This window comes from Pseudoduganella albidiflava (assembly GCF_004322755.1).
Taxonomy (GTDB): domain Bacteria; phylum Pseudomonadota; class Gammaproteobacteria; order Burkholderiales; family Burkholderiaceae_D; genus Rugamonas; species Rugamonas albidiflava.
In genome coordinates, this window is record NZ_CP036401.1 from 3,419,932 (window position 1) to 3,445,259 (window position 25,328).

At 66.0% G+C, this 25,328-nt stretch carries 20 protein-coding genes; 11 read left to right on the plus strand and 9 right to left on the minus strand.

Features of this window, described 5'->3' with window-relative positions; genetic code table 11:
- Positions 1–103 precede the first annotated feature (103 nt).
- The gene (locus EYF70_RS14180) at positions 104–1,747 is read left to right on the plus strand and encodes a family 43 glycosylhydrolase (RefSeq protein ID WP_131145989.1); all 1,644 of its coding nucleotides are present in this window, start codon (positions 104–106) and stop codon (positions 1,745–1,747) included.
- 193 nt (positions 1,748–1,940) lie between these two features.
- On the opposite strand, the gene ppnN is transcribed toward EYF70_RS14180, so the two are convergent.
- Positions 1,941–3,311: a nucleotide 5'-monophosphate nucleosidase PpnN gene (gene ppnN, locus EYF70_RS14185; protein WP_131145990.1), complete on the minus strand. Its 1,371-nt coding sequence runs from the start codon at positions 3,309–3,311 to the stop codon at positions 1,941–1,943.
- Positions 3,312–3,582: 271 nt separating this feature from the next.
- On the opposite strand from ppnN, the gene EYF70_RS14190 reads away from it, so the two are divergent.
- Positions 3,583–4,995, plus strand: coding sequence for a peptide MFS transporter (locus tag EYF70_RS14190; protein WP_443094098.1), 1,413 nt, complete (start codon positions 3,583–3,585; stop codon positions 4,993–4,995).
- A gap of 47 nt (positions 4,996–5,042) precedes the next feature.
- Here EYF70_RS14190 and glpD read toward each other — a convergent pair whose 3' ends face one another.
- Positions 5,043–6,611 (minus strand): glycerol-3-phosphate dehydrogenase, encoded by a 1,569-nt coding sequence (gene glpD, locus EYF70_RS14195; RefSeq protein ID WP_131145992.1) that lies wholly within the window; start codon positions 6,609–6,611, stop codon positions 5,043–5,045.
- Positions 6,612–6,698: 87 nt separating this feature from the next.
- On the minus strand, positions 6,699–6,875 hold the full coding sequence (locus tag EYF70_RS31085) for a hypothetical protein (RefSeq protein WP_165497667.1): 177 nt from the start codon (positions 6,873–6,875) through the stop codon (positions 6,699–6,701).
- 151 nt (positions 6,876–7,026) lie between these two features.
- Here EYF70_RS31085 and EYF70_RS14200 point away from each other — a divergent pair, with 151 nt between their 5' ends.
- Complete coding sequence (locus EYF70_RS14200; protein WP_371861725.1) at positions 7,027–9,375, plus strand: penicillin-binding protein 1A; 2,349 nt, start codon at positions 7,027–7,029, stop codon at positions 9,373–9,375.
- 69 nt (positions 9,376–9,444) lie between these two features.
- On the opposite strand, the gene EYF70_RS14205 is transcribed toward EYF70_RS14200, so the two are convergent.
- On the minus strand, positions 9,445–10,332 hold the full coding sequence (locus EYF70_RS14205) for a PhzF family phenazine biosynthesis isomerase (protein ID WP_131145994.1): 888 nt from the start codon (positions 10,330–10,332) through the stop codon (positions 9,445–9,447).
- A gap of 259 nt (positions 10,333–10,591) precedes the next feature.
- On the opposite strand from EYF70_RS14205, the gene EYF70_RS14210 reads away from it, so the two are divergent.
- The 3 genes from EYF70_RS14210 to serB all read left to right on the plus strand — a co-directional run bounded on the left by EYF70_RS14210 (position 10,592) and on the right by serB (position 15,988).
- Positions 10,592–11,419: a PP2C family protein-serine/threonine phosphatase gene (locus EYF70_RS14210; protein ID WP_131145995.1), complete on the plus strand. Its 828-nt coding sequence runs from the start codon at positions 10,592–10,594 to the stop codon at positions 11,417–11,419.
- A 234-nt stretch (positions 11,420–11,653) separates the two neighbouring features.
- Entirely contained in the window at positions 11,654–15,097 is a 3,444-nt protein-coding gene (mfd, locus tag EYF70_RS14215; RefSeq protein ID WP_131145996.1) for a transcription-repair coupling factor, read from the plus strand.
- Positions 15,098–15,145: 48 nt separating this feature from the next.
- Positions 15,146–15,988 carry a phosphoserine phosphatase SerB gene (gene serB / locus EYF70_RS14220; protein WP_131145997.1) on the plus strand — a complete coding sequence of 281 codons (843 nt, stop codon included), beginning with the start codon at positions 15,146–15,148 and terminating at the stop codon, positions 15,986–15,988.
- 402 nt (positions 15,989–16,390) lie between these two features.
- Here the strand turns inward: serB and EYF70_RS14225 are convergent, their stop codons facing one another.
- Both EYF70_RS14225 and EYF70_RS14230 read right to left on the minus strand, forming a co-directional pair.
- Positions 16,391–17,584, minus strand: coding sequence for a CaiB/BaiF CoA transferase family protein (locus tag EYF70_RS14225; RefSeq protein WP_131145998.1), 1,194 nt, complete (start codon positions 17,582–17,584; stop codon positions 16,391–16,393).
- 63 nt (positions 17,585–17,647) lie between these two features.
- A complete protein-coding gene (locus EYF70_RS14230) occupies positions 17,648–18,145 on the minus strand; it encodes a TspO/MBR family protein (protein ID WP_131145999.1) in 498 nt (165 codons plus the stop codon).
- A 151-nt stretch (positions 18,146–18,296) separates the two neighbouring features.
- Between EYF70_RS14230 and EYF70_RS14235 the strand changes: the two genes are divergently transcribed.
- The 4 genes from EYF70_RS14235 (at position 18,297) to EYF70_RS14250 (ending at position 19,738) form a co-directional block, all read left to right on the plus strand.
- Positions 18,297–18,635, plus strand: a complete 339-nt coding sequence (locus tag EYF70_RS14235) for a c-type cytochrome (RefSeq protein ID WP_229420859.1) — start codon at positions 18,297–18,299, stop codon at positions 18,633–18,635.
- 2 nt (positions 18,636–18,637) lie between these two features.
- Positions 18,638–18,877, plus strand: coding sequence for a hypothetical protein (locus EYF70_RS14240; RefSeq protein WP_131146001.1), 240 nt, complete (start codon positions 18,638–18,640; stop codon positions 18,875–18,877).
- A 60-nt stretch (positions 18,878–18,937) separates the two neighbouring features.
- Positions 18,938–19,285, plus strand: coding sequence for a GFA family protein (locus tag EYF70_RS14245; RefSeq protein WP_131146002.1), 348 nt, complete (start codon positions 18,938–18,940; stop codon positions 19,283–19,285).
- Between the two features lie 96 nt (positions 19,286–19,381).
- Positions 19,382–19,738, plus strand: a complete 357-nt coding sequence (locus tag EYF70_RS14250) for a DUF4870 family protein (RefSeq protein ID WP_131146003.1) — start codon at positions 19,382–19,384, stop codon at positions 19,736–19,738.
- Positions 19,739–19,875: 137 nt separating this feature from the next.
- Here EYF70_RS14250 and EYF70_RS14255 read toward each other — a convergent pair whose 3' ends face one another.
- From EYF70_RS14255 to rimO, 3 genes are all read right to left on the minus strand, one after another.
- The gene (locus tag EYF70_RS14255; RefSeq protein WP_131146004.1) at positions 19,876–21,291 is read right to left on the minus strand and encodes a cytochrome B6; all 1,416 of its coding nucleotides are present in this window, start codon (positions 21,289–21,291) and stop codon (positions 19,876–19,878) included.
- 145 nt (positions 21,292–21,436) lie between these two features.
- Complete coding sequence (locus EYF70_RS14260) at positions 21,437–22,618, minus strand: cystathionine beta-lyase (protein WP_131146005.1); 1,182 nt, start codon at positions 22,616–22,618, stop codon at positions 21,437–21,439.
- Between the two features lie 191 nt (positions 22,619–22,809).
- A complete protein-coding gene (gene rimO, locus EYF70_RS14265) occupies positions 22,810–24,216 on the minus strand; it encodes a 30S ribosomal protein S12 methylthiotransferase RimO (RefSeq protein ID WP_229420860.1) in 1,407 nt (468 codons plus the stop codon).
- A 91-nt stretch (positions 24,217–24,307) separates the two neighbouring features.
- On the opposite strand from rimO, the gene EYF70_RS14270 reads away from it, so the two are divergent.
- A complete protein-coding gene (locus EYF70_RS14270) occupies positions 24,308–25,327 on the plus strand; it encodes a substrate-binding domain-containing protein (RefSeq protein ID WP_174800403.1) in 1,020 nt (339 codons plus the stop codon).
- Position 25,328 lies beyond the last annotated feature (1 nt).

The following is a 25,328-nucleotide window of genomic DNA, read 5'->3' on the forward strand; positions in this document are numbered from 1 at the left end:
CTCCTCAAAAACCATTCGTCCTCTTCCCTGTTTTCGCATTGCTCCTGAAATCGTTTTCAGCTAGCCTGCCGTAGCCTCGACAATCACGCTCCGGAGACAGCACGTGACGAACCAATCCCGCCGCAACGCCTTCAAGACCATCCTCGCCAGCACCGCCGCCCTCCCCGCCGCGCACGTGCTCGGCCAGCCATCCACACCGTCCCGGCCAGACCCGGCCACGGCGACCGCCACGGCCACCTGGGCACGCGGCATCGAAGGCCAGCGCAAGGCCGACCTTGGCGACGGCCGGTACGTCAACCCGATCGTCTCCGGCGACCATCCGGATCCCACGATCCTGAAGGACGGCGACGATTACTACATGACGTTCTCGTCGTTCTTCTCGTACCCCGGCATCGTGATCTGGCATTCCACCGACCTGGTGAACTGGGCGCCGGTGGGGCCAGCGCTGCGAAAGCCGCTGGGCACGATCTGGGCGCTGGATCTGTGCAAGCACGACGGCCGCTATTTCATCTACATTCCCGCCGCGCCGGATGGCAATACCTGGTCGATCTACGCGATCTGGGCAGACCGCATCGAGGGTCCGTGGAGCGACCCGGTCGACCTGAAGATCGCCGGCTGCATCGACCCGGGCCACATCCTCGGCGAGGATGGCAGGCGCTACCTGTTCGTCAACGGCATCCGCAAGATCCGGCTCACCGACGATGGCCTGGCCACTGACGGCAAGCTGGAAGAAGCCTATAAACCGTGGCGCTATCCGGAAGACTGGGTGGTCGAGAACTTCGCGCCGGAGGGACCCAAGCTGCTGCGGCGTGGCGACTGGTTCTATCTGGTGACGGCGGTCGGCGGCACCGCCGGCCCGGTCACCGGCCACATGGTGATTGCCGCGCGGTCGAAGTCGGTGCACGGTCCCTGGGAACACTGCCCGCGCAACCCGCTGGTGCGTACCACCAGCACGAGCGAGCCATGGTGGTCGCGCGGCCACGCCACGCTGGTCGAAGGTCCGGCCGGCGACTGGTGGATGGTCTACCATGGCTACGAAAACGGTTACCGCACGCTGGGCCGCCAGACCTTGCTGGAACCAGTCGAATGGACGGACGACGGCTGGTTCCGCGCCCGGGGCGGCGACCTGTCGCAGCCGCTGCCGAAACCACGCGGCAAGGACGGGCTGCACGTCAAGGCGGGCCGCAACGGCCAGCCGCTATCCGACGACTTCACGCGCGACCGCTTCGGCATCCAGTGGAGCTTCCACGACCCGAAGCCGGACGACATGGACCGCGCGCGCTACCTGAACCCCGGCCTGCGCATCCAGGGCAAGGGCACGTCGCCGGCCGACAGCTCGCCACTGACGTGCGGCGTGGGCGACCGTTCATACCAGGCCGACGTCACACTGGAACTGGACGGCCAGGCCGAAGCAGGCCTGCTGCTGTTCTACAACCACAAGGCGTTCGTCGGCGTCGGCTTCGCGCCGGATGCCATCAAGACCTGGGAATACGCCGAGGAACAGCCGTGGATGCGGGTCAAGCGCGTCACGCGGAGCGTACGGGTGCGGCTGACCAACGTGGAGAACGTGGTCACTTTCCATTACTCGTACGATGGGGGTAAGACCTGGCTGCTGCACGGGCTGCGCATGGAGGTATCCGGCATCCACCACAACGTGTTCGGCGGCTTCCTCAGCCTGAAGATCGGCATCTATTGCGTTGGCGATGGCGCGGTGACGCTGCGCGATTTCCGGTACCGCGCGTTGTAAGGGGAAATACCTGAGAAAGTGGTGTCAAGTACCAGTGCCGTCACGTCCGCGTTTGCTGGAACAGTTGGCATCGCGTGCATTCACCCCAACAGCGAAGGGCTGGGGTCAGACCCGGCGGGTCTGACCCCGGAACTTGCGCCTGGGGTATGCCTGAATGACGCCGGTCCGGATACCGGCTTCAGAGGGCGAATGACTACATCACCACCCGGTAGCACGGCACATAAGCCTTGCCCGGCAACTTCATCCGGCTTTGCGCCACGAACGATGCCAGCAGCCGGTCCATCGGTTCCATGATGGACGGGTCGCCGTGGATCTCGAAGTTGCCGTGTGCCTCGATGGCGCGGATGCCGTCGGCTTTCACGTTGCCGGCCACCACGCCGGAGAACGCGCGCCGCAGGTGCGCCGCCAGCACGTGCACCGGCTGGTTCCTGTGCAGCTTCAGGTTGCGCATGTTTTCATGGCTGGGCGCGAACGGACGCTGGAATTCCTCGTCGATGTGCAGCGCCCAGTTGAAGTAGTAGGCATCGCTGCGCGCCTTGCGGTACTCGCGCACCTGCTTGATTCCTTCCTGCATTTCGCGGGCCACCGATTCCGGATCGTCGACGATGATCTTGTAGCGCTTCTGCGCCTGCTCGCCCAGCGTGATGCCGATGAACTCGTTGATCTGCGCGAAGTACTCGCGCGACGATTCAGGCCCCGTGAAGATCAGCGGGAACGGGATCTCGGCGTTGTCCGGATGGAGCAGGATGCCCAGGATGTACAGGATCTCCTCCGCCGTTCCCGCGCCGCCCGGGAACACGATGATGCCGTGGCCGGTGCGCACGAAGGCTTCGAGACGCTTCTCGATGTCCGGCATGATCACCAGGTCGTTGACGATCGGGTTCGGCGATTCGGCGGCGATGATGCCCGGCTCGGTGATGCCCAGGTAACGGCCATTGACGAAGCGCTGCTTGGCATGGCCGATGGTGGCGCCCTTCATCGGGCCCTTCATCGCACCGGGGCCGCAGCCGGTGCAGATATCCAGTGCGCGCAGGCCTAGTTGATAACCGACTTCCTTTGAATAGTTATATTCGGCGCGGTTGATCGAGTGGCCGCCCCAGCACACCACCAGGTTCGGGTTGGTCTGCGGCCGCAGCACGTTCGCATTGCGCAGGATATGGAATACGGCATCGGTAATGCCTTCCGTGCGCGACAGGTCGAATTTCGGGTTATCGGTAACTTCGTTACTGACGAAGACGATATCGCGCAGCACCGCGAACAGGTGTTCGTGAATACCCTTGATCATCTTGCCGTCCACGAATGCGATGGCCGGCGCGCCCTTTATCTCCAGCTTGATGCCGCGCTCGCGCTGCAGGATGTTGATATCGAAGGACTGGTAGCGATCCAGCAGTTCCTTGCCGTCGTCGATGGTGCTGCCGCAATTGAGCACGGCAAGCGCGCATTGGCGGAAAGTCTTGTACAGCCCGCCCTTGCCGGTGTCGAGCAGCTTGACCACTTCCGCTTTCGACAGTACTTCGAGCTTGCCTTCCGGTGAAATCAGAGTATCGACAAAACCTTGTTCCATGGTGCGACCATCCTTTATTGAATTAATACGTATTGCCCCTCTATTAGCGTCAATATACGACATCGCGGCGCCAAGAGGATTGCAATCTTTTCAAACGAACCATATTGCTGCGTCGCAGCACAGGAAGCCGTCGACAATTCCGGGCGCTCCATTACAATGGCGACTTTTTTTCAGGAGATGCCGCATGAGCGGTTCAAGCAAGGCAGTAGACACGGCCATCCCCGAATTCAAACAGATTTTGGGGCATCCCGCTCCACTGTGGATGTTGTTCATGACGGAGTTCTGGGAACGCTTCGCGTTCTACGGCATCCGTTGGGCGCTGGTGCTGTATATCGTCGCCCAATTCCACGGTGGCGCGGCTTCCGGTGAGGCCGACGCAAACCTCACCTATGGTTCGTATCTCGCGCTCGTCTATGCGGCGGCGCTGTTCGGCGGCTATGTAGCCGACCGCGTGCTCGGCTACCAGCGTTCCATCCTCGTCGGTGCTGCCTTCATGGCGGCCGGCCTGTTCATGATCGCCCTGCCCGATCCCACCATCTTCAAGGTGGGCCTGGCCACCATCATCACCGGTAATGGCCTGTTCAAGCCGAACATCTCGACGATGGTCGGCAAGCTGTATGCGGCTGCCGATTCGCGGCGCGACAGCGGCTTCACGATCTTCTACATGGGCATCAACGCGGGCGCGTTCGTCGCCCCGATCCTGACCCAGTACCTGGCCCAGTATGTCTTCAATACCGGCGACATCCCCGACTACAAGGTGGTGTTCATCGCTTCCGGCATCGGCATGCTGATTTCGCTGGTGTGGTTCTTCATCGGCCGCAAGGGCCTGCAGGGCATCGGCATGCCGGAAGCGCAGGCGGCCAGCCCGGCCCGCGTGCTGTACGTGATTGCCGGCTGCCTGGCCACGATTCCCGTAGTGTTCGCGCTGCTGGCCGTGGGCGCGCAGCAGCTGCAGGGCGTGCTGACCGTGCTGTTCATCCTGCTGGCGGTGATGCTGCTGGTGGAAGGCTACCGCAACGGCCCCGTGGCGCGCGACAAGGTGTGGGCGATGATGATCATCTTCGCCTTCAACATCCTGTTCTGGATGTTCTTCGAACAGGCCGGCAGCTCGTTTACCTTCCTGGCCGAGAACATCGTCAACCGCTCCTTCGGCGAATGGATCTTCCCGACCGCCTGGTTCCAGAGCGTGAACTCGATCGCCATCATCACCTGCGCACCGGTCATCGCGGCGATCTGGATCTATACCGCCCGCCGCAACGTGGAACCGTCGATCCCGCGCAAGTTCGGCCTGGGCCTGATCTTCAACGGCCTGGCTTTCCTGCTGCTGGTGTTCGCGCTGAAGACCCTGGTGGTCGACGGCAAGATCCCGTTCTGGACGCTGTTCATGGTCTACGTGATCCAGTCCATCGGTGAACTGTGCCTGTCGCCGATCGGCCTGTCGATGGTGACGAAGCTGGCGCCGACCCGCCTGGTCGGCCTGGGCATGGGCGGCTGGTTCCTGTCGACCGGCATCGGCAACAACCTGTCCGGCATCTTCGCCTCGCACGTCTCCGGCGAGTCGGGCATGTCGGTGGAATCGGCGCTGTCCGGCTACAACTTCGGTTTCTGGTCGCTGGTGATCGGCGGCGTGCTGCTGTTCCTGCTGGCACCGCTGATCCAGAAGCTGATGCATGGCGTGAAGTGACCTTCGCCATCCCTGTATGAGAACGGCGGCCCGCGGGCCGCCGTTCTTCATTCTGCCTGCGCTTTCGCCAGCGCCGCTGCCGGGTGTGTCGTCAGCCAGGCATCCAGCTGGGCCGCCGCACCGGCCGGCAGGTGCAAGCCCAGCTTGGTGCGCCGCCACAGGATATCCTCGGCCGTCACGGCCCATTCGTGCCGGCGCAGGTAATCCAGCTCGGCCTTGTACAACCCGGGCAAGACCTGTTCGCCCATGTCCGCCATCGACGCCCGGCCCTGCAGCAACGTATGGATGCGCGTGCCGTAAGCCCTGGCATAGCGCGCGATCAGCGGGCAGTCGAGCCAGTCGTACTGCACTTGCAGGCGCGAGCGCCAGCCGTCGAACTCGAGCACCGACCGGCTTTGCGGCACGGCGCCGAACAGGTCGCCGCCCGGCAGGCAGGCATCCGCCGTCCAGGCGCCGGCCCGGTGATCGAGCGCCTTGCAGAGCAGGTCCACGCCCTCTTCCGCCAGCTTGCGGTAGGTGGTCAGCTTGCCGCCGAAGACCGTCAGCAGCGGCGCATCGCCGGGCTGCGCGCCGCCATCGAGCTGCAGGCGGTAGTCCCGGGTGACCGCGCTGGCCCGGGCCGATGCGTCGTCCAGCAGCGGGCGCACACCCGCGAAGCTCCACACCACGTCCGCCGGCGCGACCGGGGTGCGGAAATAGTGGCTGGCCACCGCGCACAGGTAGCGGATCTCTTCGGGGGCGATCGCCACGGCGGCGGGATCGCCGCTGTACTCGACATCGGTGGTGCCGATCAGCGTGAAATCCCGCTCGTAGGGAATGGCGAAGACGATGCGGCCATCGGTGTGCTGGAACAGGTAGGCATCGTCGTGCTCGAACAGGCGGCGCACCACGATGTGGCTGCCCTTGACGAGCCGCAGCCGCGTGGGCTGTTTCACCGAACCCTGCGCGCTGTCGAGGAAGGCGGCGGCCCATGGGCCGGCCGCGTTGACGATGGCGCGCACGGCGATCTGCTTGGCCGTGCCGTCGGCCTTGCGCAGCGTGACACGCCAGGCACCATTATCGCGGCGCGCTTCGGTGCAGGCGGTGCGCGTGAGGATGCACGCGCCTTTCTGCGCCGCGTCCACCGCGTTCAGCACCACCAGGCGCGCATCGTCGACCCAGCCATCCGAATACACGAAGGCCTGGCCCAGCGCCGGCTTCAGGGCGCGGCCGGCCGGGTGGTCCGCCAGTTGCACGCTGGCGGAACCCGGCAGCAGCTCGCGGCGCGCCAGCCGGTCATACAGGAACAGCCCTGCGCGGATCAGGGCCGCCGAACGCTGTCCCGTATGCGGCATCACGAAACGCATCGGGCGTATCACGTGGGGCGCGGCGCGCAACAGCACTTCGCGCTCGGCCAGCGCCTTGCGCACCAGGCCGAACTCGTAATGTTCCAGGTAGCGCAAGCCGCCATGGATCAGCTTTGTGGAGGCCGACGAGGTGTGCGCGGCCAGGTCGTCGCGCTCGCACAGCGCCACGCACAGGCCGCGGCCCGCCACGTCGCGGGCGATGCCCACGCCATTGATGCCGCCTCCCACCACCAACACGTCGCAATCGACGTCCTGCCTTGCCGCTGCCATCGGATCCCCGGCTCACTCAATTTCTATGAAGATACGACAGTTACATGGACTGGGCAAGCACCACGCGCCACGGTGCCAGGCCGATGCTCACTCCCGGGCCGTCTTCCCCTTGCGCTTCCTGACGGTCTCGGACTGTTCCTGCGTGGGCTTGAGGGCGGGCGGCGGCGCCAGCGGCAGCGGAAAGCCGAGGAAGACCATCACCAGCAATACCGGCAACAGCAGGTAGAACAGCGGGCGCTTCCAGTGGAGTTTGGATTTGAGCATGGCGCGTACGTCGATCCGGCCGGGCCATTTTCAAGAGCCGGCATGCAGTTTCGACAAGCGATGTGGCGCCGGCGCCACTGCCGGGGGCGCGATTACGCTGGTCTATAATGGCCCGCGCATTCGTCGCCCCGCAATAGAGGAAACCCAAGTCTTGAGCAATCTCCCTTCCTGGCTGAACCGCCGCAACGCCGCCATCGCCGCCATCGCCACCCTGGGCGCGAGCGTGCTGGCGGCCCTTCTCCTGCTGGCCTACCTGTTCCTGATCGTGCGCCCGCGCCTGCCGGAACTCGATGCCGTCATCGACTACAAGCCGAAGATTCCGCTGCGCGTCTACACGGCGGACAAGGTGCTGATCGGCGAGTTCGGCGAGGAGCACCGCGACTTCGTGCCGGTGGCGCAGATGCCGGACATGATGAAGAAGGCCGTGCTGGCGATCGAGGACACGCGTTTCTACGAACACGGCGGGGTCGACTGGCTGCGCGTGCCAGGCTCGGTCAAGGCCAACCTGTCGGGCAGCTTCCGCCAGGGCGGCTCGACGATCTCGATGCAGGTGGCGCGCAATTTCTACCTGACCCGCGAGAAGGTCATCTCCCGCAAGCTCAATGAAGTGATGCTGGCCTACAAGATCGAGGACGCGCTGACGAAGGACCAGATCCTCGAGCTGTACATGAACCAGATCTACCTGGGCCAGCGCACCTTCGGTTTCGGCGCGGCCGCGCAGACCTACTTCGACAAGCCGCTGAAGGACCTGTCGGTCGCCGAGATCGCGATGCTGGCCGGTCTGCCGAAGAATCCGGCGCGCCATAATCCGATCACCAACTTCAAGCGGGCGACCTTGCGCCAGCAGGTGGTGCTGCGCCGCCTGCTCGATGTGGGCTATATCACCGAAGCGCAGTACCGCAAGGCCCGGGCGGAAAAGCTGCGCATCAGCAGCAAGGGCCAGGACTTCGCCACGCATGCCGAGTACGTGGCCGAACTGGCGCGCCAGGCCGCGGTCGCCGAATACCAGGAGGCCGCGTACACGCGCGGCATCGTGGTGCGCACCACGATCCTCAGCGCCGACCAGGAAGCCGCCTACCAGGCCGTGCGCCGCAACGTGATCGCGTATGACCAGCGCCACGGCTACCGCGGGCCGGAAGCGTTCGTCGCACTGCCCGACGACGAAGCCGAGCGCGAAGAGGAGATCGACCGCGCGCTGTCGGCACAGATCACCAGCGACGGCCTGGTCGCCGCGGTGGTGCTGTCGGCCAGCCCGCGTGCCGTGCGCGCCGAAATGGCCGATGGCACGGAGGTGACCATCACCGGCGACGGCCTGAAGCTGGCCACGGCCGCGCTGTCGGCGAAGGCAAAGGAAAGCTTGCGCATCCGCCCCGGCGCCGTGATCCGCGTGACGCGGGCCGGCAAGAAAGGCTGGGCGATCACGCAGGTGCCGAAGGTGGCGGCCGCGTTCGCGTCGATCGACCCGGCCACCGGCGCCTACCGCGCCATGGTCGGCGGCTTCGACTACAACGTGCAAAAGCTCAACCACGTCACGCAGGCGTGGCGCCAGCCCGGCTCCGCGATCAAGCCGTTCGTCTATGCGGCGGCGGTCGAGAAGGGCTATGGCCCGGCAACCCTGATCGACGACGTGCCGCTCGAACTGCCGGGCGGCGCCAACGGCGAGCCATGGCGGCCGCAGAACGACGACTTCGTGTTCGACGGCCCGATCTCGATGCGCATCTCGCTGGCCAAGTCGAAGAACGTGCCGTCGGTGCGCATCCTGCGCGCCATCACGGTGCCGTACGCCCATGAATTCCTGGGCCGGTTCGGGCTCGACCGCTCGAAGCATCCGGCGAACCTGACGATGGCGCTCGGCACCGGCGCCGTCACGCCCGCGCAGATGGCCAGCGCGTATGCCGTGTTCGCGAACGGCGGCTACCGCGTGCAGCCCTGGCTGATCGCCAGCATCGAGGATGCCGACGGCAAGGTACTGCGTGCCGCGCAGCGCCCGGCGCAGCCCGACGACTCGGCGCGCGTGCTCGATCCGCGCAACGCCTTCATCATGGACAGCATGCTGCACGAAGTGGCCCGCACCGGCACGGGAGCGGCGGCGGTACAGCGCATCGGCCGGCCGGACATCGCCGGCAAGACCGGCACCACCAGCGACGCCTTCGATGGCTGGTTCGGCGGCTACGGCGGCGGCATCGTGGCGGTGGCATGGATGGGCTACGACGAACCGAAGTCGCTGGGCGGCCGCGAGTTCGGCTCCACGCTGGCGCTGCCGATCTGGATCGACTACATGCGCAGCGCGCTGGCCGGCCGGCCGATCGTCGAACGGCCGGTGCCCGAGGGCGTGGTACAGGTGAACGACGACTGGATGCTCGAGGAATACGCCAACGATCCGGCCGTGCGCACCATCGACATCGACCCGGCCGCGCTGGAAGGCGTCGAACCGGCCGAACCGGTCGAGGGCGCCGAGCCGGCCCCACTCGAGGCGCCGCCGTCGCCGTACGTCAACTGAGCGGAAGTCCCCGGTATCCGCGGGCGGCCGCGCCAAGCGTCAGTGAGTTTCGGTTAGCTCCAGCCGGCATCAGCGCACGGCTGCCCCGCTGTCGAGCCGGATCGCCGCGTCGCCGGCGATCGTGACCACCGCGGGCGCGCCATCGGCGATGTCCACCGCGACATGCACGATGCCGTCGCGGCCCAGCGCGCGGCCCTGGTGGCCTTCGAACGCCAGCCGTTTTCCGTCGTGCGGCATCAGGCCATGGCGTACCAGATAGGCGCCCAGCGGGCCATTCGCATTGCCGGTGACCGGGTCTTCGGCGATGCCGATGGCGGGGGCGAACATGCGCCCGTCCGTGCGGCCGCCGCCGACCGCGAACGGGAACCAGCCCTTGCTGCCGACTTCCCCGCTCAGGTCCGCCAGCGCCTCGGGATCGGGCTGCAGCCCGTCCAGCAAGGCACCGTCGGCCAGCGGCACCAGCACTTTCGAGTGGCCGGTCGACACCACCTGCACGGGCAGGCCGGCCGCGAGATCGCCGGCGCGGATGCCCAGCGCCGCCGCGATCCGCCCGCGCAAGGCCTCCGCAACCGGCTCGCCGAAGGTAGGCGCGCCCTGGCGGATCGCGATGCGCCAGTCGCCCTCGTGCCGGGCCGCGGTGATGCGCTGCAGGCCGGCACCGGTCTTCTGCACGAAGCTGCCTTCGATGCCCAGCACGGCCGCGCGCACATAGTGGGCCGCCACCGTCGCGTGGCCGCATACCGGCACCTCGACCGCCGGCGTGAAGAAGCGCACGTGCACGTCGTGGCCGCCATCGGACGGCGCCAGCACGAACGCCGTTTCCGAATAGCCCAGTTGCGCGGCGATGCGCAGCATCGCCGTTTCGTTCATGCCATCCGCATCGAGCACCACGCCGGCCGCGTTGCCCCGCCCGGGGGTGCGGGTAAAGGCGTCCACGTGAAAAATCCTGCGTTCCATCCATCCTCCACTGTCGGGTTTCGTCCGGCAAGCATAGCGGCTGCCTCCCCGGCGAACAATCCATGGCTGAGATAAAGACTCTTCCGCCCGGCGGGAAAATGGCGGGCGGCCGTGGCGTGAGCGCAGCGGCGCCGGGCTGGTGAAGCTGGTATGCTCACTTCCAGCGCGGCACCGGATCGCTGGAGCACCGCGCGAATCGATTCAGGAAGTACGGCAGGCGTCACCACAGCGTCACTACAGCGTCACTACGGGAGTCACCTTGAACAGCTCGCAGCCATCGTCGCCGCGGTACCACACGCTGGATTTCGGCGTGGCGTTCGGCATCACCGACGTGGGCACGGTGCGCCACTCGAACCAGGACACCTTCCGCGTGGCCCCGGAGCTGGGCCTGCTGGCGGTGGCCGATGGCATGGGCGGCCACGAAGGGGGCGAGATCGCCAGCGCCGGCGCCGTCGAACTGCTGTGCAGCCACCTGTCGGACGCGCCGCCCGCGGCGCCGCACGATCCGGATGCCGATCCCGATGCCACCTGGGCCGGCGTGCCGGGCGGCGCGCTGCACACCCTTCGCAGCGCGATCGAGTACGCCAACGCGCAGCTGTACGCGACGAACGTGGAGCGCGACCACGCCGATGGCATGGGCATGGGCACGACGCTGACGGGCCTGTGGCATCCCGTCCGCCACGGCCCGGCCTACCTGTTCCATGTCGGCGACAGCCGCCTGTACTGCTGGCGCGGCGGTGCGCAGGGGGAGCTGCTGCAACTGACCCGCGACCACACGCTGTACCAGCAGGCACTCGACCTGGGTGCGCCGCCGCCGCTGCCGCCCCGCAACCTGCTGCTGCAGGCGCTGGGCCCGGGCCCGGCGGTCCAGCCGGACGTGTCGGCATGGTCGCTGGCGCCGGGCGACGTCTACCTGCTGTGCAGCGACGGCCTGCACGGCGAATCCAGCCGGGAAGCCATCGCGGCCGTGATGGCGCAGGCCCGGGAAGACAATCTCGACGCGTGCTGCGCCGAACTCGTGGACATGGCCAAGCGCGACGGCAGCCGCGACAACATCACCGCCGTGCTGCTGCGCTGCCACGGCTGAGCATCGGCGGTCCTGACGGGCGACTGGGCGAGCGTGCTTGGACTATAATATTGCCTTGCCGCCCGGCGGTCTGGCGGTGACGCCGGCGATCGCCGCAGCATTGGCCAGCACCGTCAGTACGATCCACGTGAGCAATCTTCGTCAGTAATCTTTGTCAATTAGCTTCGTCAATAAGCTTCGTCCACAACCATCGTCAGCCACCACAGTCAGCAGTCACGCCAGCCCTCCCGCCGCATGCCCTTCGACTTTACACGAGCACTTCCCAAACCCGGCAACCGCTTCGCGCTGCCCGCGCTGTATGGTTCCGCCGATTCCTACGCGCTGGCACAGGCGGCGCTGCAACTGAAGATCGAAGGCCGCATGCTGGCCGTCATCGTGGCCAGCGCCAGCGATGGCCAGCGGCTGCTCGACGAGATTCCCTGGTTCGCGTCCGCCTTGCGCTGCCACCTGCTGCCGGACTGGGAAACCCTGCCCTACGACGCCTTCTCGCCGCACCAGGACCTGGTGTCCGAGCGGCTGGCCACGCTGCACGAGATCCGCAGCGGCCAGTGCGACGTGCTGCTGGTGCCCGCCACCACGGCACTGGTGCGCATGGCGCCGCCGTCGTTCCTGGCCGCCTACACCTTCTTCTTCAAGAAGGGCGAGTCGCTCGACGAGGGCAGGCTGAAAGCCCAGCTGACGCTGGCCGGCTACACGCACGTGACGCAGGTGATGTCGCCGGGCGAATACTCGGTGCGCGGCGGCCTGATCGACCTGTTCCCGATGGGTTCCGCCCTGCCCTACCGGCTCGACCTGTTCGGCGACACCATTGAAACCATCCGCACCTTCGATGCCGACACCCAGCGCTCGCTGTATCCGGTGCAAGAGGTGCGGCTGCTGCCGGGCCGCGAATTCCCGATGGACGAAGCGGCGCGCACCACATTCCGCAGCCGCTGGCGCGAAACCTTCGAGGGTGATCCTTCGCGCTCGGTGGTCTACAAGGACATCAAGAGCGGCATCGCCTCGGCCGGCATCGAGTACTACCTGCCGCTGTTCTTCGAGGAGACGGCCACGCTGTTCGACTACCTGCCGGACGGCGCGGCACTGGCGCTGGTGGGCGATATCGATGGCGCGATCCGCCGTTTCTGGGCCGATACCGAAAGCCGCTATAAATTCCTCAAGGCCGACCGCGAGCGCCCGATCCTGCCGCCGGAAGCGATCTTCCTGCGCGACGAGGCCTTCTTCACGTGCGCCAAGCGGCATGCCCGCATCACGATCGGCAAGAGCCTGGACGGCGAGCCGTCCGAGCTGTCGGCGCCGGTGCCGAACATCGCCGTCAACCGCCACCAGGACGATCCGCTGACCAACCTGCGCGCCTACGTGATGCGGCCGGACCTGCGCGTGATGATCTGCGCCGATTCGGCGGGCCGCCGCGAAACGCTGCAGCAGTACTTCGCCGAGTTCGACCTGCACCCGGCCCTGGTCGACGGTTTCGGCGGCTTCCTGGCCTCGCACGACCGCATCGTGCTGGGCGTGGCGCCGCTGCAGGCCGGTTTCGAACTGCACGCCGGCGCCGAGACGCTGGTGTTCATCACCGAGACCGAGATCTATGCCGGCTCGGGCCGCCGCGTCGGCAAGAAGAAGCAGGAAGCCGTCACGCAGGTCGAATCGATGGTGCGCGACCTGTCCGAGCTGAAGATCGGCGACCCGGTGGTGCACATCAACCACGGCATCGGCCGCTACATGGGCCTGGTGAGCATGGACCTGGGCGAAGGCGAGACCGAGTTCCTGCACCTGGAATACGCCAAGGACACCAAGCTGTACGTGCCGGTCTCGCAGCTGCACGTGATCTCGCGCTACTCGGGCGGTGCGCCGGAAGACGCGCCGCTGCACGCGCTCGGCTCCGGCCAGTGGGACAAGGCCAAGCGCAAGGCCGCCGAACAGGTGCGCGACACGGCGGCCGAGCTGCTCAACCTGTATGCCCGGCGCGCCGCGCGCCAGGGCCATGCCTTCGAATACTCGTCGCACGACTACGAGCGTTTCGCCGAAAGCTTCGGCTTCGACGAGACGCCCGACCAGGCGGCCGCGATCCTCAACGTGATCCGCGACATGACCTCCGGCAAGCCGATGGACCGGCTGGTGTGCGGCGATGTCGGCTTCGGAAAGACCGAGGTGGCGCTGCGCGCCGCCTTCATCGCCGTGATGGGCGGCAAGCAGGTGGCGATCCTGGCGCCGACCACGCTGCTCGCCGAGCAGCATGCGCAGACCTTCGCCGACCGCTTCGCCGACTGGCCCGTGAAGATCGCCGAGATGTCGCGCTTCCGCACCGGCAAGGAAATCGCCACCGCGATCAAGGGCATGGCCGACGGCACGCTGGACATCGTGATCGGCACCCACAAGCTGCTGTCGGAAGACGTGAAGTTCACCCGCCTGGGCCTTGTCATCATCGACGAGGAACACCGCTTCGGCGTGCGCCAGAAGGAAGCGCTGAAGTCGCTGCGCGCCGAAGTGGACGTACTGACGCTGACGGCCACGCCGATTCCCCGCACGCTGGGCATGGCGCTGGAAGGCTTGCGCGACTTTTCCGTGATCGCCACGGCGCCGCAAAAGCGCCTGGCCATCAAGACCTTCGTGCGCAGCGAGGATGGCTCGATCATCCGCGAGGCGATCCTGCGCGAACTGAAGCGCGGCGGCCAGGTGTACTTCCTGCACAACGAAGTGGAGACCATCCAGAACCGGCTGGCGCAACTGACCGAGCTGGTGCCCGAGGCACGCATCGCCGTCGCCCACGGGCAGATGCACGAGCGCGACCTGGAAAAGGTGATGCGCGACTTCGTGGCGCAGCGCTACAACATCCTGCTGTGCACCACGATCATCGAAACCGGTATCGACGTGCCCACCGCGAACACCATCATCATGCACCGCGCCGACAAGTTCGGCCTGGCCCAGCTGCACCAGTTGCGCGGCCGGGTCGGCCGTTCGCACCACCAGGCCTATGCCTACCTGCTGGTGAACGACGTGCAGTCGCTGTCGAAGCAGGCGCAGCGCCGGCTCGACGCGATCCAGCAGATGGAAGAACTGGGCAGCGGTTTTTATCTCGCCATGCACGACCTGGAAATCCGCGGTGCCGGCGAAGTGCTGGGCGAAAGCCAGTCGGGCGAAATGCTCGAAGTGGGCTTCCAGCTGTATACCGACATGCTGAACGAAGCGGTGCGCGCGCTGAAGGCCGGCAAGGAGCCGGACCTGGCGGCGCCGCTGGCCACCACCACCGAGATCAACCTGCACGTGCCGGCGCTGCTGCCGGCCGACTTCTGCGGCGACGTGCACGAGCGCCTGTCGATCTACAAGCGGCTGGCCAACTGCGAATCGCAGGAAGCGCTCGACGGCCTGCAGGAAGAATTGATCGACCGTTTCGGCAAGTTGCCGGAACCGGCCAAGGCGCTGGTGGAAACGCACCGGCTGCGGGTTGCCGCAAAGACCGTCGGTATTGTTAAAATCGATGCCCACGGAGAAGCAGCGAACCTGCAATTCATGCCGCAGCCGCCCATCGACCCGATGCGCATCATCACCCTGATCCAGAAGCACAAGCACATCAAGCTGAACGGGCAGGACAAGCTGAAGATCACCGCGAGCATGCCCGACCTGGCGGCACGCGTCGCGCAGATCAAGACCGCCATCAAACAATTGACTTCCCCCTGAACCTAGCCGGACCAATCCAGCCCGATGAATCAAGTACAAGACGTCACCATGAACCTCGTCCTGCAAGGGCTCGACGACTGTTATCCGCGCCTCGAGCGCATCGCGGCGCTGACCGCGCCGCAGCGCGTCACGCGCATTTCCGATACGGCGCTGCGCTGCGAGGGCATCGCCTTTTCGCCCGCGCTGCGCCAGACCATCGAGGTGGCCGCCCATGCGGCCGAGCTGGACGCCACGTACATGATGGGCGCGCAGCGCCTGGCCGACTTCAAACTGGTGGCGATGGACATGGATTCCACGCTGATCACGATCGAATGCATCGACGAGATCGCCGACATGCAGGGCCTGAAACCGCAGGTGGCGGCGATCACCGAGGCGGCCATGCGCGGCGAACTGGATTTCTCGGAAAGCCTGCGCCGCCGCGTGGCGCTGCTCGAAGGACTCGATGCTTCGGCGCTGGAGCGCGTGTTCGAGGAACGGCTGCGCCTTTCGCCCGGCGCCGAGCGCATGCTGAAGGCCGTGCAGGCGGCCGGCCTGAAGACGCTGCTGGTGTCCGGCGGCTTCACCTATTTCACCGACCGCCTGAAGCCGATGCTGGGCCTGGACTTCACCCGCGCCAACCAGCTGGAAATCGTCGACGGCAAGCTGACCGGCAAGGTGCTGGGCGATATCGTCGACGCCGAGGCCAAGCGCGCGACCGTCGAGCAGGTCTGCGCCACGCTGGGCATTTCGCCGGACCAGGCGATCGTGATGGGCGATGGCGCCAACGACCTGAAGATGATGGGGATCGCCGGCATGTCGGTGGCGTTCCGCGCCAAGCCGGTCGTGCGCGAGCAGGCCACGGTGGCGCTGAACTACGTCGGGCTGGACGGCATCCTCAATTTGCTGGACTGAGCTGCCCCGCCGGGTTCGGGACGACCACGCCGTCCAGCCGCAGTGGTCAATGCGGCTGGCGGCGTTCGCGGCCTGGTGTCGGACACCGGTCCTTCGATGTCGGACACTGATGCCGCTTCAATAAGCTTCCCCCAAGTGCAAATTCCGGGGTCAGGAGGGAGTACTGGCTGGTAGGCCAGTACCGCTACGCCGGCAAGGAGCGATGCTCCTTGAAACCCCGGCTACGCCCCGCCGGGGTGAAGCAGGGGTTTCGCGAAGCATGCTTCGCGCCTGCGGAACGGTGCTGGCATGCAGGCCAGCATTCCTTCCTGACCCCAGCCCTTCGCCGTTGGGGGTGAGTGCATGCGCTTTCAATCAGGCACCCATTCGCGTAACCGGCCGGCATCGCGCCGGCCCTGTAACCTACTGCACCGCGCCATTCTCCCGCAACCGGGCAATATCGGCCGCCGTCATGCCCAGCTGGGCCAGCACGGCATCGGTATGTTCGCCCAGCGCCGGGCCCTGCCAGCGCACCGCGCCCGGGGTTGCCGACAGCTTCGGCACGATCCCCGGCATGGCCACCTCGACACCGTCCGGCAGCGTCTGGCGCAGGATCATGTCGCGCGCCTGGTAGTGCGGATCGGCGACGATGTCGGCCACTGAATAGATGCGGCCGGCCGGCACGTCGGCCGCTTCCAGCTCCGCCAGCACGCGCTCGATCGGATGGCGCGACGTCCAGCCGGCGATCGCGGCATCGATCAGCGCGGCCTGCGCGGCGCGGCCGTCGTTTTGCGCGAATTGCGGGTCGTCGGCCAGGTCCTGCCGCCCGATCACGGCCATCAGCCGCTTGTAGATCGGGTTGCTGTTGCCGGCGATGACGACGTAGGCGCCGTCGCGCGTGGGATACGTATTGGATGGCGCGATGCCCGGCAAGGCGCCGCCGCTGCGCTCGCGCACGTGGCCCAGCAGGTCGTATTCCGGCACCAGGCTTTCCATCAGGTTGAACACGCTCTCCACGAGCGACACGTCGACCACCTGGCCGTCGCCCTGCCCCGTCTTCACGCGCAGCACCGACATCAGCGCGCCCATCACCGCATGCAGCGACGCCAGCGAATCGCCCAGGCTGACGCCGACACGGGCCGGCACGCCGCCCGCCTCGCCGGTGGTGTAGCGGATACCGCCCATCGCCTCGCCAATGGCGCCAAAGCCCGGCCGGTCTTTATAGGGGCCGGTCTGGCCGTAGCCGGAAATGCGCACCATCGTCAGTTTCGGATTCAGCGCGTGGAGCACGTCCCAGCCGAGACCGAGCTTTTCCAGCGCGCCGGGTTTCATGTTTTCAATCAGGACATCGGCATCCTCCAGCAGGCGCTTGACGATGGCGATGCCGTCCGCGCTCTTCAGGTTCAGCGCGATCGAGCGCTTGTTGCGCGACTGCAGGTACCACCACAGCGACGTGCCGTTGTGCAGCTTGCGCCACTTGCGGATCGGGTCGCCGTCGCCGGGCGCCTCGATCTTGATCACGTCGGCGCCGAATTCGGCCATCAGCCGCGCCGCGAACGGCGCCGCGATCAGTGCGCCGATTTCAATTACCTTGATGCCAGCCAGGGGTCCGCTCATGTCTCTTCTCCAATGTAATCCGGGGAGCATAGACAACGGCGGCGCATCCGTCCAGGGGTGGCGCTACCCCAGCAATTGCGGGTTGCGCTGCCAGCAGGCGAACGTCAGCGCGCTGGCGTACGTGACCCAGGCGAGGTAAGGCAGCAGCAGGATGCCGGCGATGCGGCGCGCCTTCCAGAACGCGACCGTGGTCGCCAGGATCAGCGCCCACAGCACCAGCACTTCCGCGAATGCGGCGGCGCCGAGGTGCCAGCCGAAGAACAGCCAGCTCCACAGCGCGTTGGCGGCCAGCTGCACGAGGTACAGGCCGAGCGTGCGGGGTGCCGTCGAAAAGCCGCGGGTGCGCCACACCAGGAAGGCGGCGATCGCCATCAGCAGGTACAGCACCGTCCATGCCGGGCCGAACACGCCGGCGGGCGGTGCCCAATCCGGCTTGTCCAGCTGCGCGTAGAAGCGCGGCGCATCCTGCGAGGCCCAGGTGCCCAGCGCGGCGGCGGCGAAGGTGACCAGCAGCCAGCCGGCGAGATGCTTGATGTTGTCGGCAAGTCGGTGCGTATTCATGGTCGGTGCGCTTCGTTGAAGGAATGCCAACTGTAGCAGCCGGACCCGCTGGACGGCGCACGGGCGGCCCCGGCGGGTCTATAATCAGGCCATGAAACGTCGCGCCATGAAACGATCCGGCCTTGTCCATGTCCCTGTGCTGTTGATTGCCATGCTGCCTGCCCTGAATGCCAACGCCGCCCCCGCCGCCGACCCGAAGGCCGGCGCGGCCGCGTTCCGGGTGTGCGCCTCGTGCCACCAGGTGGGGCCCGGTGCCCGCAACGCGTTCGGCCCGCACCTCAACCAGCTGTTCGGCCGCCGCGCCGGCAGCACGCAATATGCCTATTCCGCCGCGATGAAGAAGTCGCCGGTCGTCTGGAACGACAAGACCCTGGCCGCGTTCCTGCGCGATCCGGACGACGTCGTGCCGGGCACGAAGATGCGCCTGTGGGGTTATTCCGACGAGCGCAAGATCGCCAACCTGCTTGCCTACCTGCGTCAATACCAATAATCATGCCCACCACGATCACGCACCGGCGCACCCGCATCGTCACCCTCGATACCGGCGAGGAACCCGCCACCCATTGCCGCCCCGGCGACATCGCCATCCAGCAGGTCGAAGGCGGCTGGACGCTGTGGTTCATCGGCGACGACGGCAGCGTCGAAGGCTACGACGAACCCTATCCTTCCGAAAATGAAGCGATGTGGTCCGCCAAGGCCGCGGCCGAATACGCCAGCAGCGACCAATCCTGACCATCAGCTTGACGATCAGCCTGACGATCAGGCCATTGCTGTCCAATCCACGGAGGAGCCATGCTTTACAAGGGAAGCTGCCACTGCGGTAACGTGGCGTTCGAAGTCGAAGGCACGATCGATGGTGCGCTGGCGTGCAACTGCTCGATCTGCCGTCGCAAGGGATCGCTGCTGTGGTTCGTGGCGCGCGACCAGCTGAAGGTGACGACGCCGGAAGACAACGCGGCCGCGTACCTGTTCAACAAGCACGTGATCCGGCACCGTTTCTGCCCGGCCTGCGGCATCCATCCGTATGGCGAAGGCTCCGACCCGAACGGCAATGCGACGGCGGCCATCAACCTCCGCTGCATCGACGACATCGACCTCGACGCCATTCCCGTCCAGCATTACGACGGGCGCAGCCTCTGACGTTGGCGCTGGCGTAGCCGCTCGCTGCGCGCCGGGCTTGGCAAAATTGCTATAGACTGTGCCTTCCTTTCATCCTTCAAGACAGGGAGTGTGCAAATGGTCCAGGACCTGGTTCTCGATGCCCGCACCGACTCGGCCAAGAGCTGGGCATGGTGGCTCTACGTGGCGCATGCTGTCAGCTTTCTGTTTACGCTCGGCCTGTTCTCCTTCATTCCGCTGATCCTGAACTACGTGAAGCGGCCGGAGACGGCGGGCACCTTCGTGCACAGCCACCACGGCTGGCAAATCCGCTCGTTCTGGTGGTATTTCGTCTGGATGGCGATCGGCTGGGTGCTGTTCGCCACGATCATCGGCATCCTGTTCGCCTGGATCATCTGGGTCGGCGCGTGGGTCTGGAAGGCTTACCGGCTGATCCGCGGCTTCCTTGCGCTGAACAACAACGAGCCGGTGTGACGCCACTGCCGTGACGAGATGACGGCTTCAAGGTAAGCCCACCCCAAGTGCAAGTTCAGGGGTCAGACCCGGCGGGTCTGACCCCAGGTCTTCGCTGTTGGGGTGAAGGCATGTGCTTCAATGTGTAGGCCGCAGACCTACAGCACCCGCAGGAATGCCACCAGGTCGGCCTTCTCCCCATCCGACAGCTTCGTCTCCAGCACGAGGTTGAAGAACTCCACGGTATCTTCCAGCGTGATCAGCCGCCCGTCGTGCAGGTACGGCGGCGATTCCTTGATGCCCCGCAGCGGGAAGGTCTTGATCTTGCCGTCGCCGACCGCCTTCATGCCGTTCACCATCTGCACCTTGTAGAACCGCTCGGTCTTGAGGTCGTGCATCAGGTTGTCCGTGTAGTACGGTGCCGCGTGGCAGGCCACGCACTGGCCCTTGCCGTTGAAGACCGCCTCGCCGCGCAGTTCCTGGGCGGTGGCCTTCCTCGGATCGAGCTTGCCGTACACGTTCAGTTTCGGCGCCGGCGGGAAATCCATCAGTGCCTGGAATTCGGCCATGAAATGCACCTGGCTGCCCCGCTCCAGGATGTTGACGCCCTTCTTCGTGGCGATCACGGGATCGCCGTCGAAATACGCGGCGCGCTGTTCGAACTCGGTGAAGTCCTCGACCGTCTTCAGCGCCCGCTGCGAACCGAACAGGCGCTGCACGCTTACGCCGCGCAGGGTCGGCGTTTCGATGCGGTGGCGCAGTTCCTGCGGCCGGATATCGCCGACCAGGTGATTGGAACCGTTGGTATGGCCGTTGGAGTGGCAGTCGAAGCACGACACACCCATGCTGGGCCGGGCCGAGCGCCGGTCTTCCGTCTGGTTGAACTGCTGCTGCGGGAATGGCGTGAGCAGCAGGCGCAGGCCTTCGATCTGCTTGGGGTTCAGCAGGCCGTTGAAGATCTCGTAGTAGTTATCGATCGTCAGCAGCCGGCCCTTCGTCACGTCGCCCATTTCCGGGTGCGTGGTCAGAAACATTGGGGCCGGGAATTCCGGCAGCACGTGGTCGGGCAAGTCGAACGACAGGTCGAAGCGGTTCAGGTCGCGCCGCTCCTGCCGGAGGATCTCGTCGATGTGGAATTGCGGGAACAGCATGCCGCCTTCCGGATGGTTCGGGTGCGACAGCGGCAGGAAGCCACTCGGATACACGCCCCGGGCCCGGATATCCTCGGGGCTCATCGCGGCGAGAGACTGCCATGTCACTCCCTTCGGCAGCCTGACCCTGACTCCTTCCTGTACCGGTTTGCCGCGGAACATGGTCACGCCCGCCGCGGGCCGGTTGGCCATGTCGTAGCGCTGCGCCAGCAGTTCCTGCTGGCGGCGCTCGATGGCCGGCCGCGCCGCCTTCATCCGCTCCATCGTCACGTGAAAGGGTTCGGTGATGTCGACCTTCATGTAGCTGGTCGGCGTTTGCGCGGGCGGCGGCTTGGGCTTGCCGTCCTGCGTCCACACCAGTGCCGGGATCAATGCAAGCGCGATGGCGCCGGCGCCGATGACAAGACCGCGTGAAGCTTTCATGACTCCTCCTTGTAGTTATCGATGAAGGGCTGGCAGACTTCTCCTTTTATGGACTTACGTTCTTCATTAAAGCAGGCGGGACCATCGATTGAAAGGTCGCGATCGATTGATTTACTCCATCGAGACGATAGGCTTGAACTAAGGGCTACAGCGTTGCCAGTGCCGCTTCGATATCGGCAATGAGATCGTCCGGCTCTTCCAGGCCGATGTTGAAGCGCACGAGCGTGCCCTGGTCCAGCCAGCCGCGCCGCATCGCCTGGATGCGGTACGGAATGCACAGGCTGTTCGGTCCACCCCAGCTGTAGCCGATCTTGAACAGCTTCAGCGAGTCGACGAAGCGGTCGGTCTGCTCCTCCGTATAGCGCGCATCGAACAGCACGGAGAACAGGCCGCCGGCGCCGGTGAAGTCGCGCTTCCACGTTTCGTGTCCCGGACAATCGGCGAATGCCGGGTGCAGCACCTTGGTGATTTCCGGCCGCCCCTTCAGCCACGCGGCGACCTTGCGGGCGCCCGCGTCGTGGGCATCGAAGCGCAGCTTCATGGTCGGCAGGCCGCGCATCACGAGGTAGGCGTCGTCGGCACCGACGCCATAGCCGAGCCGCATGTGCGACAGCGACAGCCTGTCGTGCAGGCCACCATCCTGGCCGGTGCCGCGCGTGATGACTGCGCCCATCAGCACATCCGCGCCGCCGGACTGGTACTTCGTCAGCGCCTGCACCACGATGTCCACGCCCAGGTCGAAGGCGCGCAGCGCGATGCCGGCGGACCAGGTGTTGTCCAGCGCGACCACCACGCCCCTGGCCTTCGCGGCGGCGCAGATCGCCGGCAGATCCGGCACTTCCATCGACACGGAACCGGGCGCCTCGGTCCAGATCAGGCGCGTATTCGGGCGGATCAGCTCCGCGATGCCGGCGCCGGCCAGCGGGTCGTAGTAGCGCGCCGTGATACCCATCGACTCCTGCAGCCAGTTGCCCAGCACGCGGTTCGGGTTGTAGATATTGTCGGGCAGGAGGATGTCGTCGCCCGTCTTCAGCAGCGCGAAGTCGACCATCGCGATGGCGGCGAGGCCGGAAGGCGCCAGCAGGCAATCGGTACCGCCCTCGATCTCCGCCAGCCGCGCTTCCAGCGTGAACGTGGTGGGCGTGCCGTGCAGGCCGTACGTATAGGCGCTCTTGTCCTTCCAGTTACCCGAGCGGAGCGCCGCCACGTTCGGGAACAGCACCGTCGAGGCGTGGTGGATGGCGGGCGGGAAGGCGCCGAAGCCGGCCGGCGGCTGGTAATCGGAGTGGATCAGCGAGGTTTGCGGGGAGATGGTCTTGGTCGTCATGTCGGCGTCGGATCGGGCGAAAGTCTAATAAACAGCGCGGGAAAACAGCGCGAATAACAGCGTGAATAACTGCGCGTGGTAACAGCGCGGCATAAAAAAAGGCGGACCATGATGGTCCGCCTTTCATTGTAGCCGTTACTTCCAGGCGGCCGGGGGTAACTCGGCCAGTCGGAATCCTGAGCCCACTGGGCTCAGGATTCCCCCCACAAATCATGCGCGTCGGCGCGGGTGATCTCGACGTCGAAGAACTGCCCGACGGCCAGCTTCTTGTGCGGCTCGAACGGTTTCTTGACGTGCACCACGCCGTCGATCTCGGGCGCATCGGCGGCCGAGCGGCCGATCGCGCCGGACGGGGTGAGCTCGTCGATCAGCACCTTGATGGTCTTGCCGACCTTGGCCTTCAGGCGCGCCTTCGAGATCTCTTCCTGCAGCAGCATCACGCGGCCGCGGCGCTCTTCACGCAGTTCCGCAGGGACCGGGTTGGCGATCTCGTTGGCGGTCGCGCCCTCTACCGGCGAATAGGCGAAGCAGCCCAGGCGGTCGATCTGCGCTTCCTTCAGGAAGTCCAGCAGGTACTCGAACTCGGCTTCCGTTTCGCCGGGGAAGCCGGCGATGAAGGTGGAGCGGATCGTCAGGTCCGGGTTCATCTGGCGCCATTTCAGGATGCGCTCCAGGTTCTTCTCGCCGGACGCCGGGCGCTTCATGCGCTTCAGCACTTCCGGGTGGGCATGCTGCATCGGGATGTCGAGGTAAGGCAGCACATGGCCGCCGCTCATCATCGGGATGATCTCGTCCACGTGCGGGTACGGGTACACGTAGTGCAGGCGCACCCAGGCGCCGTACTGCTTGGCCAGCTGGCCCAGCGCTTCGGTCAGCTGCGTCATGTGCGTCTTCACCGGGCGGCCGTTCCAGAAGCCGGAGCGGAACTTGACGTCGATGCCATAAGCCGAGGTGTCCTGCGAAATCACCAGCAGTTCCTTGACGCCGGCCTTGAACAGGTTTTCCGCTTCGATCATCAGTTCGCCGATCGGGCGCGACACGAGGTCGCCGCGCATCGACGGGATGATGCAGAACGAGCAGCGGTGGTTGCAGCCTTCCGAGATCTTCAGGTAGGCATAGTGCTTCGGCGTCAGCTTCACGCCCTGCGGCGGCACGAGGTCGATGAACGGCTCGTGCGGCTTGGGCAGGTGGGTGTGCACTTGCGACATCACTTCGCCCACCGCATGCGGGCCGGTCACGGCCAGCACCTTCGGGTGGATCTTCTGGATCAGGTCACTGCCATCGGCATCCTTCTTGGCGCCCAGGCAGCCGGTGACGATGACCTTGCCGTTCTCGGCCAGCGCTTCGCCGATGGCGTCCAGCGATTCCTGGACCGCCGCATCGATGAAGCCGCAGGTGTTGACGATCACGAGATCGGCGCCGGCGTACGACTTGGCGGTGTCGTACCCTTCCGCGCGCAGCTGCGTGAGGATCTGTTCGGAATCGACCAGCGCCTTCGGGCAGCCGAGCGAGACGAAACCCACCTTCGGTGCTGGCGTACCTTGTGCTGGCGATCCATCGGCGGGCTTGGGAAGACGGGAAAGTGGCTGAGATTGCATGTTCAAGTGTCAACGAATGTTCGGACCAATCGGCTATTTTACCCGAACGGGCCACGTGCTACCATACCTCGTCGCAATCCAGGGAGTTCGTGTGGCCACGCTGAAGGATGTCGCAGCCCTCGCCGGTGTCGGCATGTCGACCGCATCGCGTGCGATTTCCGGCGCCGGCCCCGTTTCCGCCGATGCGCTGCGCCGCGTCAGCGCGGCCGTCGAGCAGCTGAACTTCCGCCCTTCCTCCATCGGCCGCTCGCTGTCGGCGCAATCGCTGGGCATGATCGGCATCTTCGCGCCCACCTTCTTCGGCGCCTACTACGGCACCATCCTGAAACAGACCGACGTGGAGCTGCGCGCGCTGCGCCGGCACGTGGTGGTCGCGACAGGCTGCGGGCCGCTGCCGCCGCGCGAGGAAGCGATCGAGGCCGTCAAGTTCCTGATCGGCCGCGACTGCGACGGCATCGTGGTGCTGGGCCACGACCTGCGCGACGACGACGTGGCGATGCTGCACGAGCTGCATCCCCGCATCGCTTTCCTGAACCGCGCCCATCCCGCACTGCCCGACTCGTCGTTCTGCCCGGACCACCGCGCCGGCGGCGCACTGGCCGCGCGCACGCTGCTCCAGCACGGCCACCGCCGCATCGCCGTCATCGCCGGGCCGCATGGCGCCACCGACAACGCGGCGCGCCTGCAGGGCTTCTTCGCCGAACTGGCGATGGCCGGCATCGCCGCCGGCGCCGTGCAGCGCATCGATGCCGATTTTTCGCGGGAAGGCGGGTTTGCCTCGGCCGAGGCACTGCTCGCGGCCGGCCGGCCCTTCACGGCGCTGTTCTGCGCGAACGATGAAATGGCCGTTGGCGCGCTGGCCTGCCTGCACCGGCACGGCGTGCGCGTGCCCGGCGAGGTTTCCGTGATAGGCTACGACGACGATTATTCCGCCGCCTTCACGGCGCCGGGCCTCACGTCGATCCACATCCCGATCCGCGAGCTCACCCAGAATGCCGTGCGCTGGCTTGCCAACCAGTGCTACGGCACGAGCTACCCGATCGTGCGCGAATTCCCGGCCACGGTGACGATGCGCGATTCGGTCGGTCCCGCAGCAACCACGGCGGCATGAG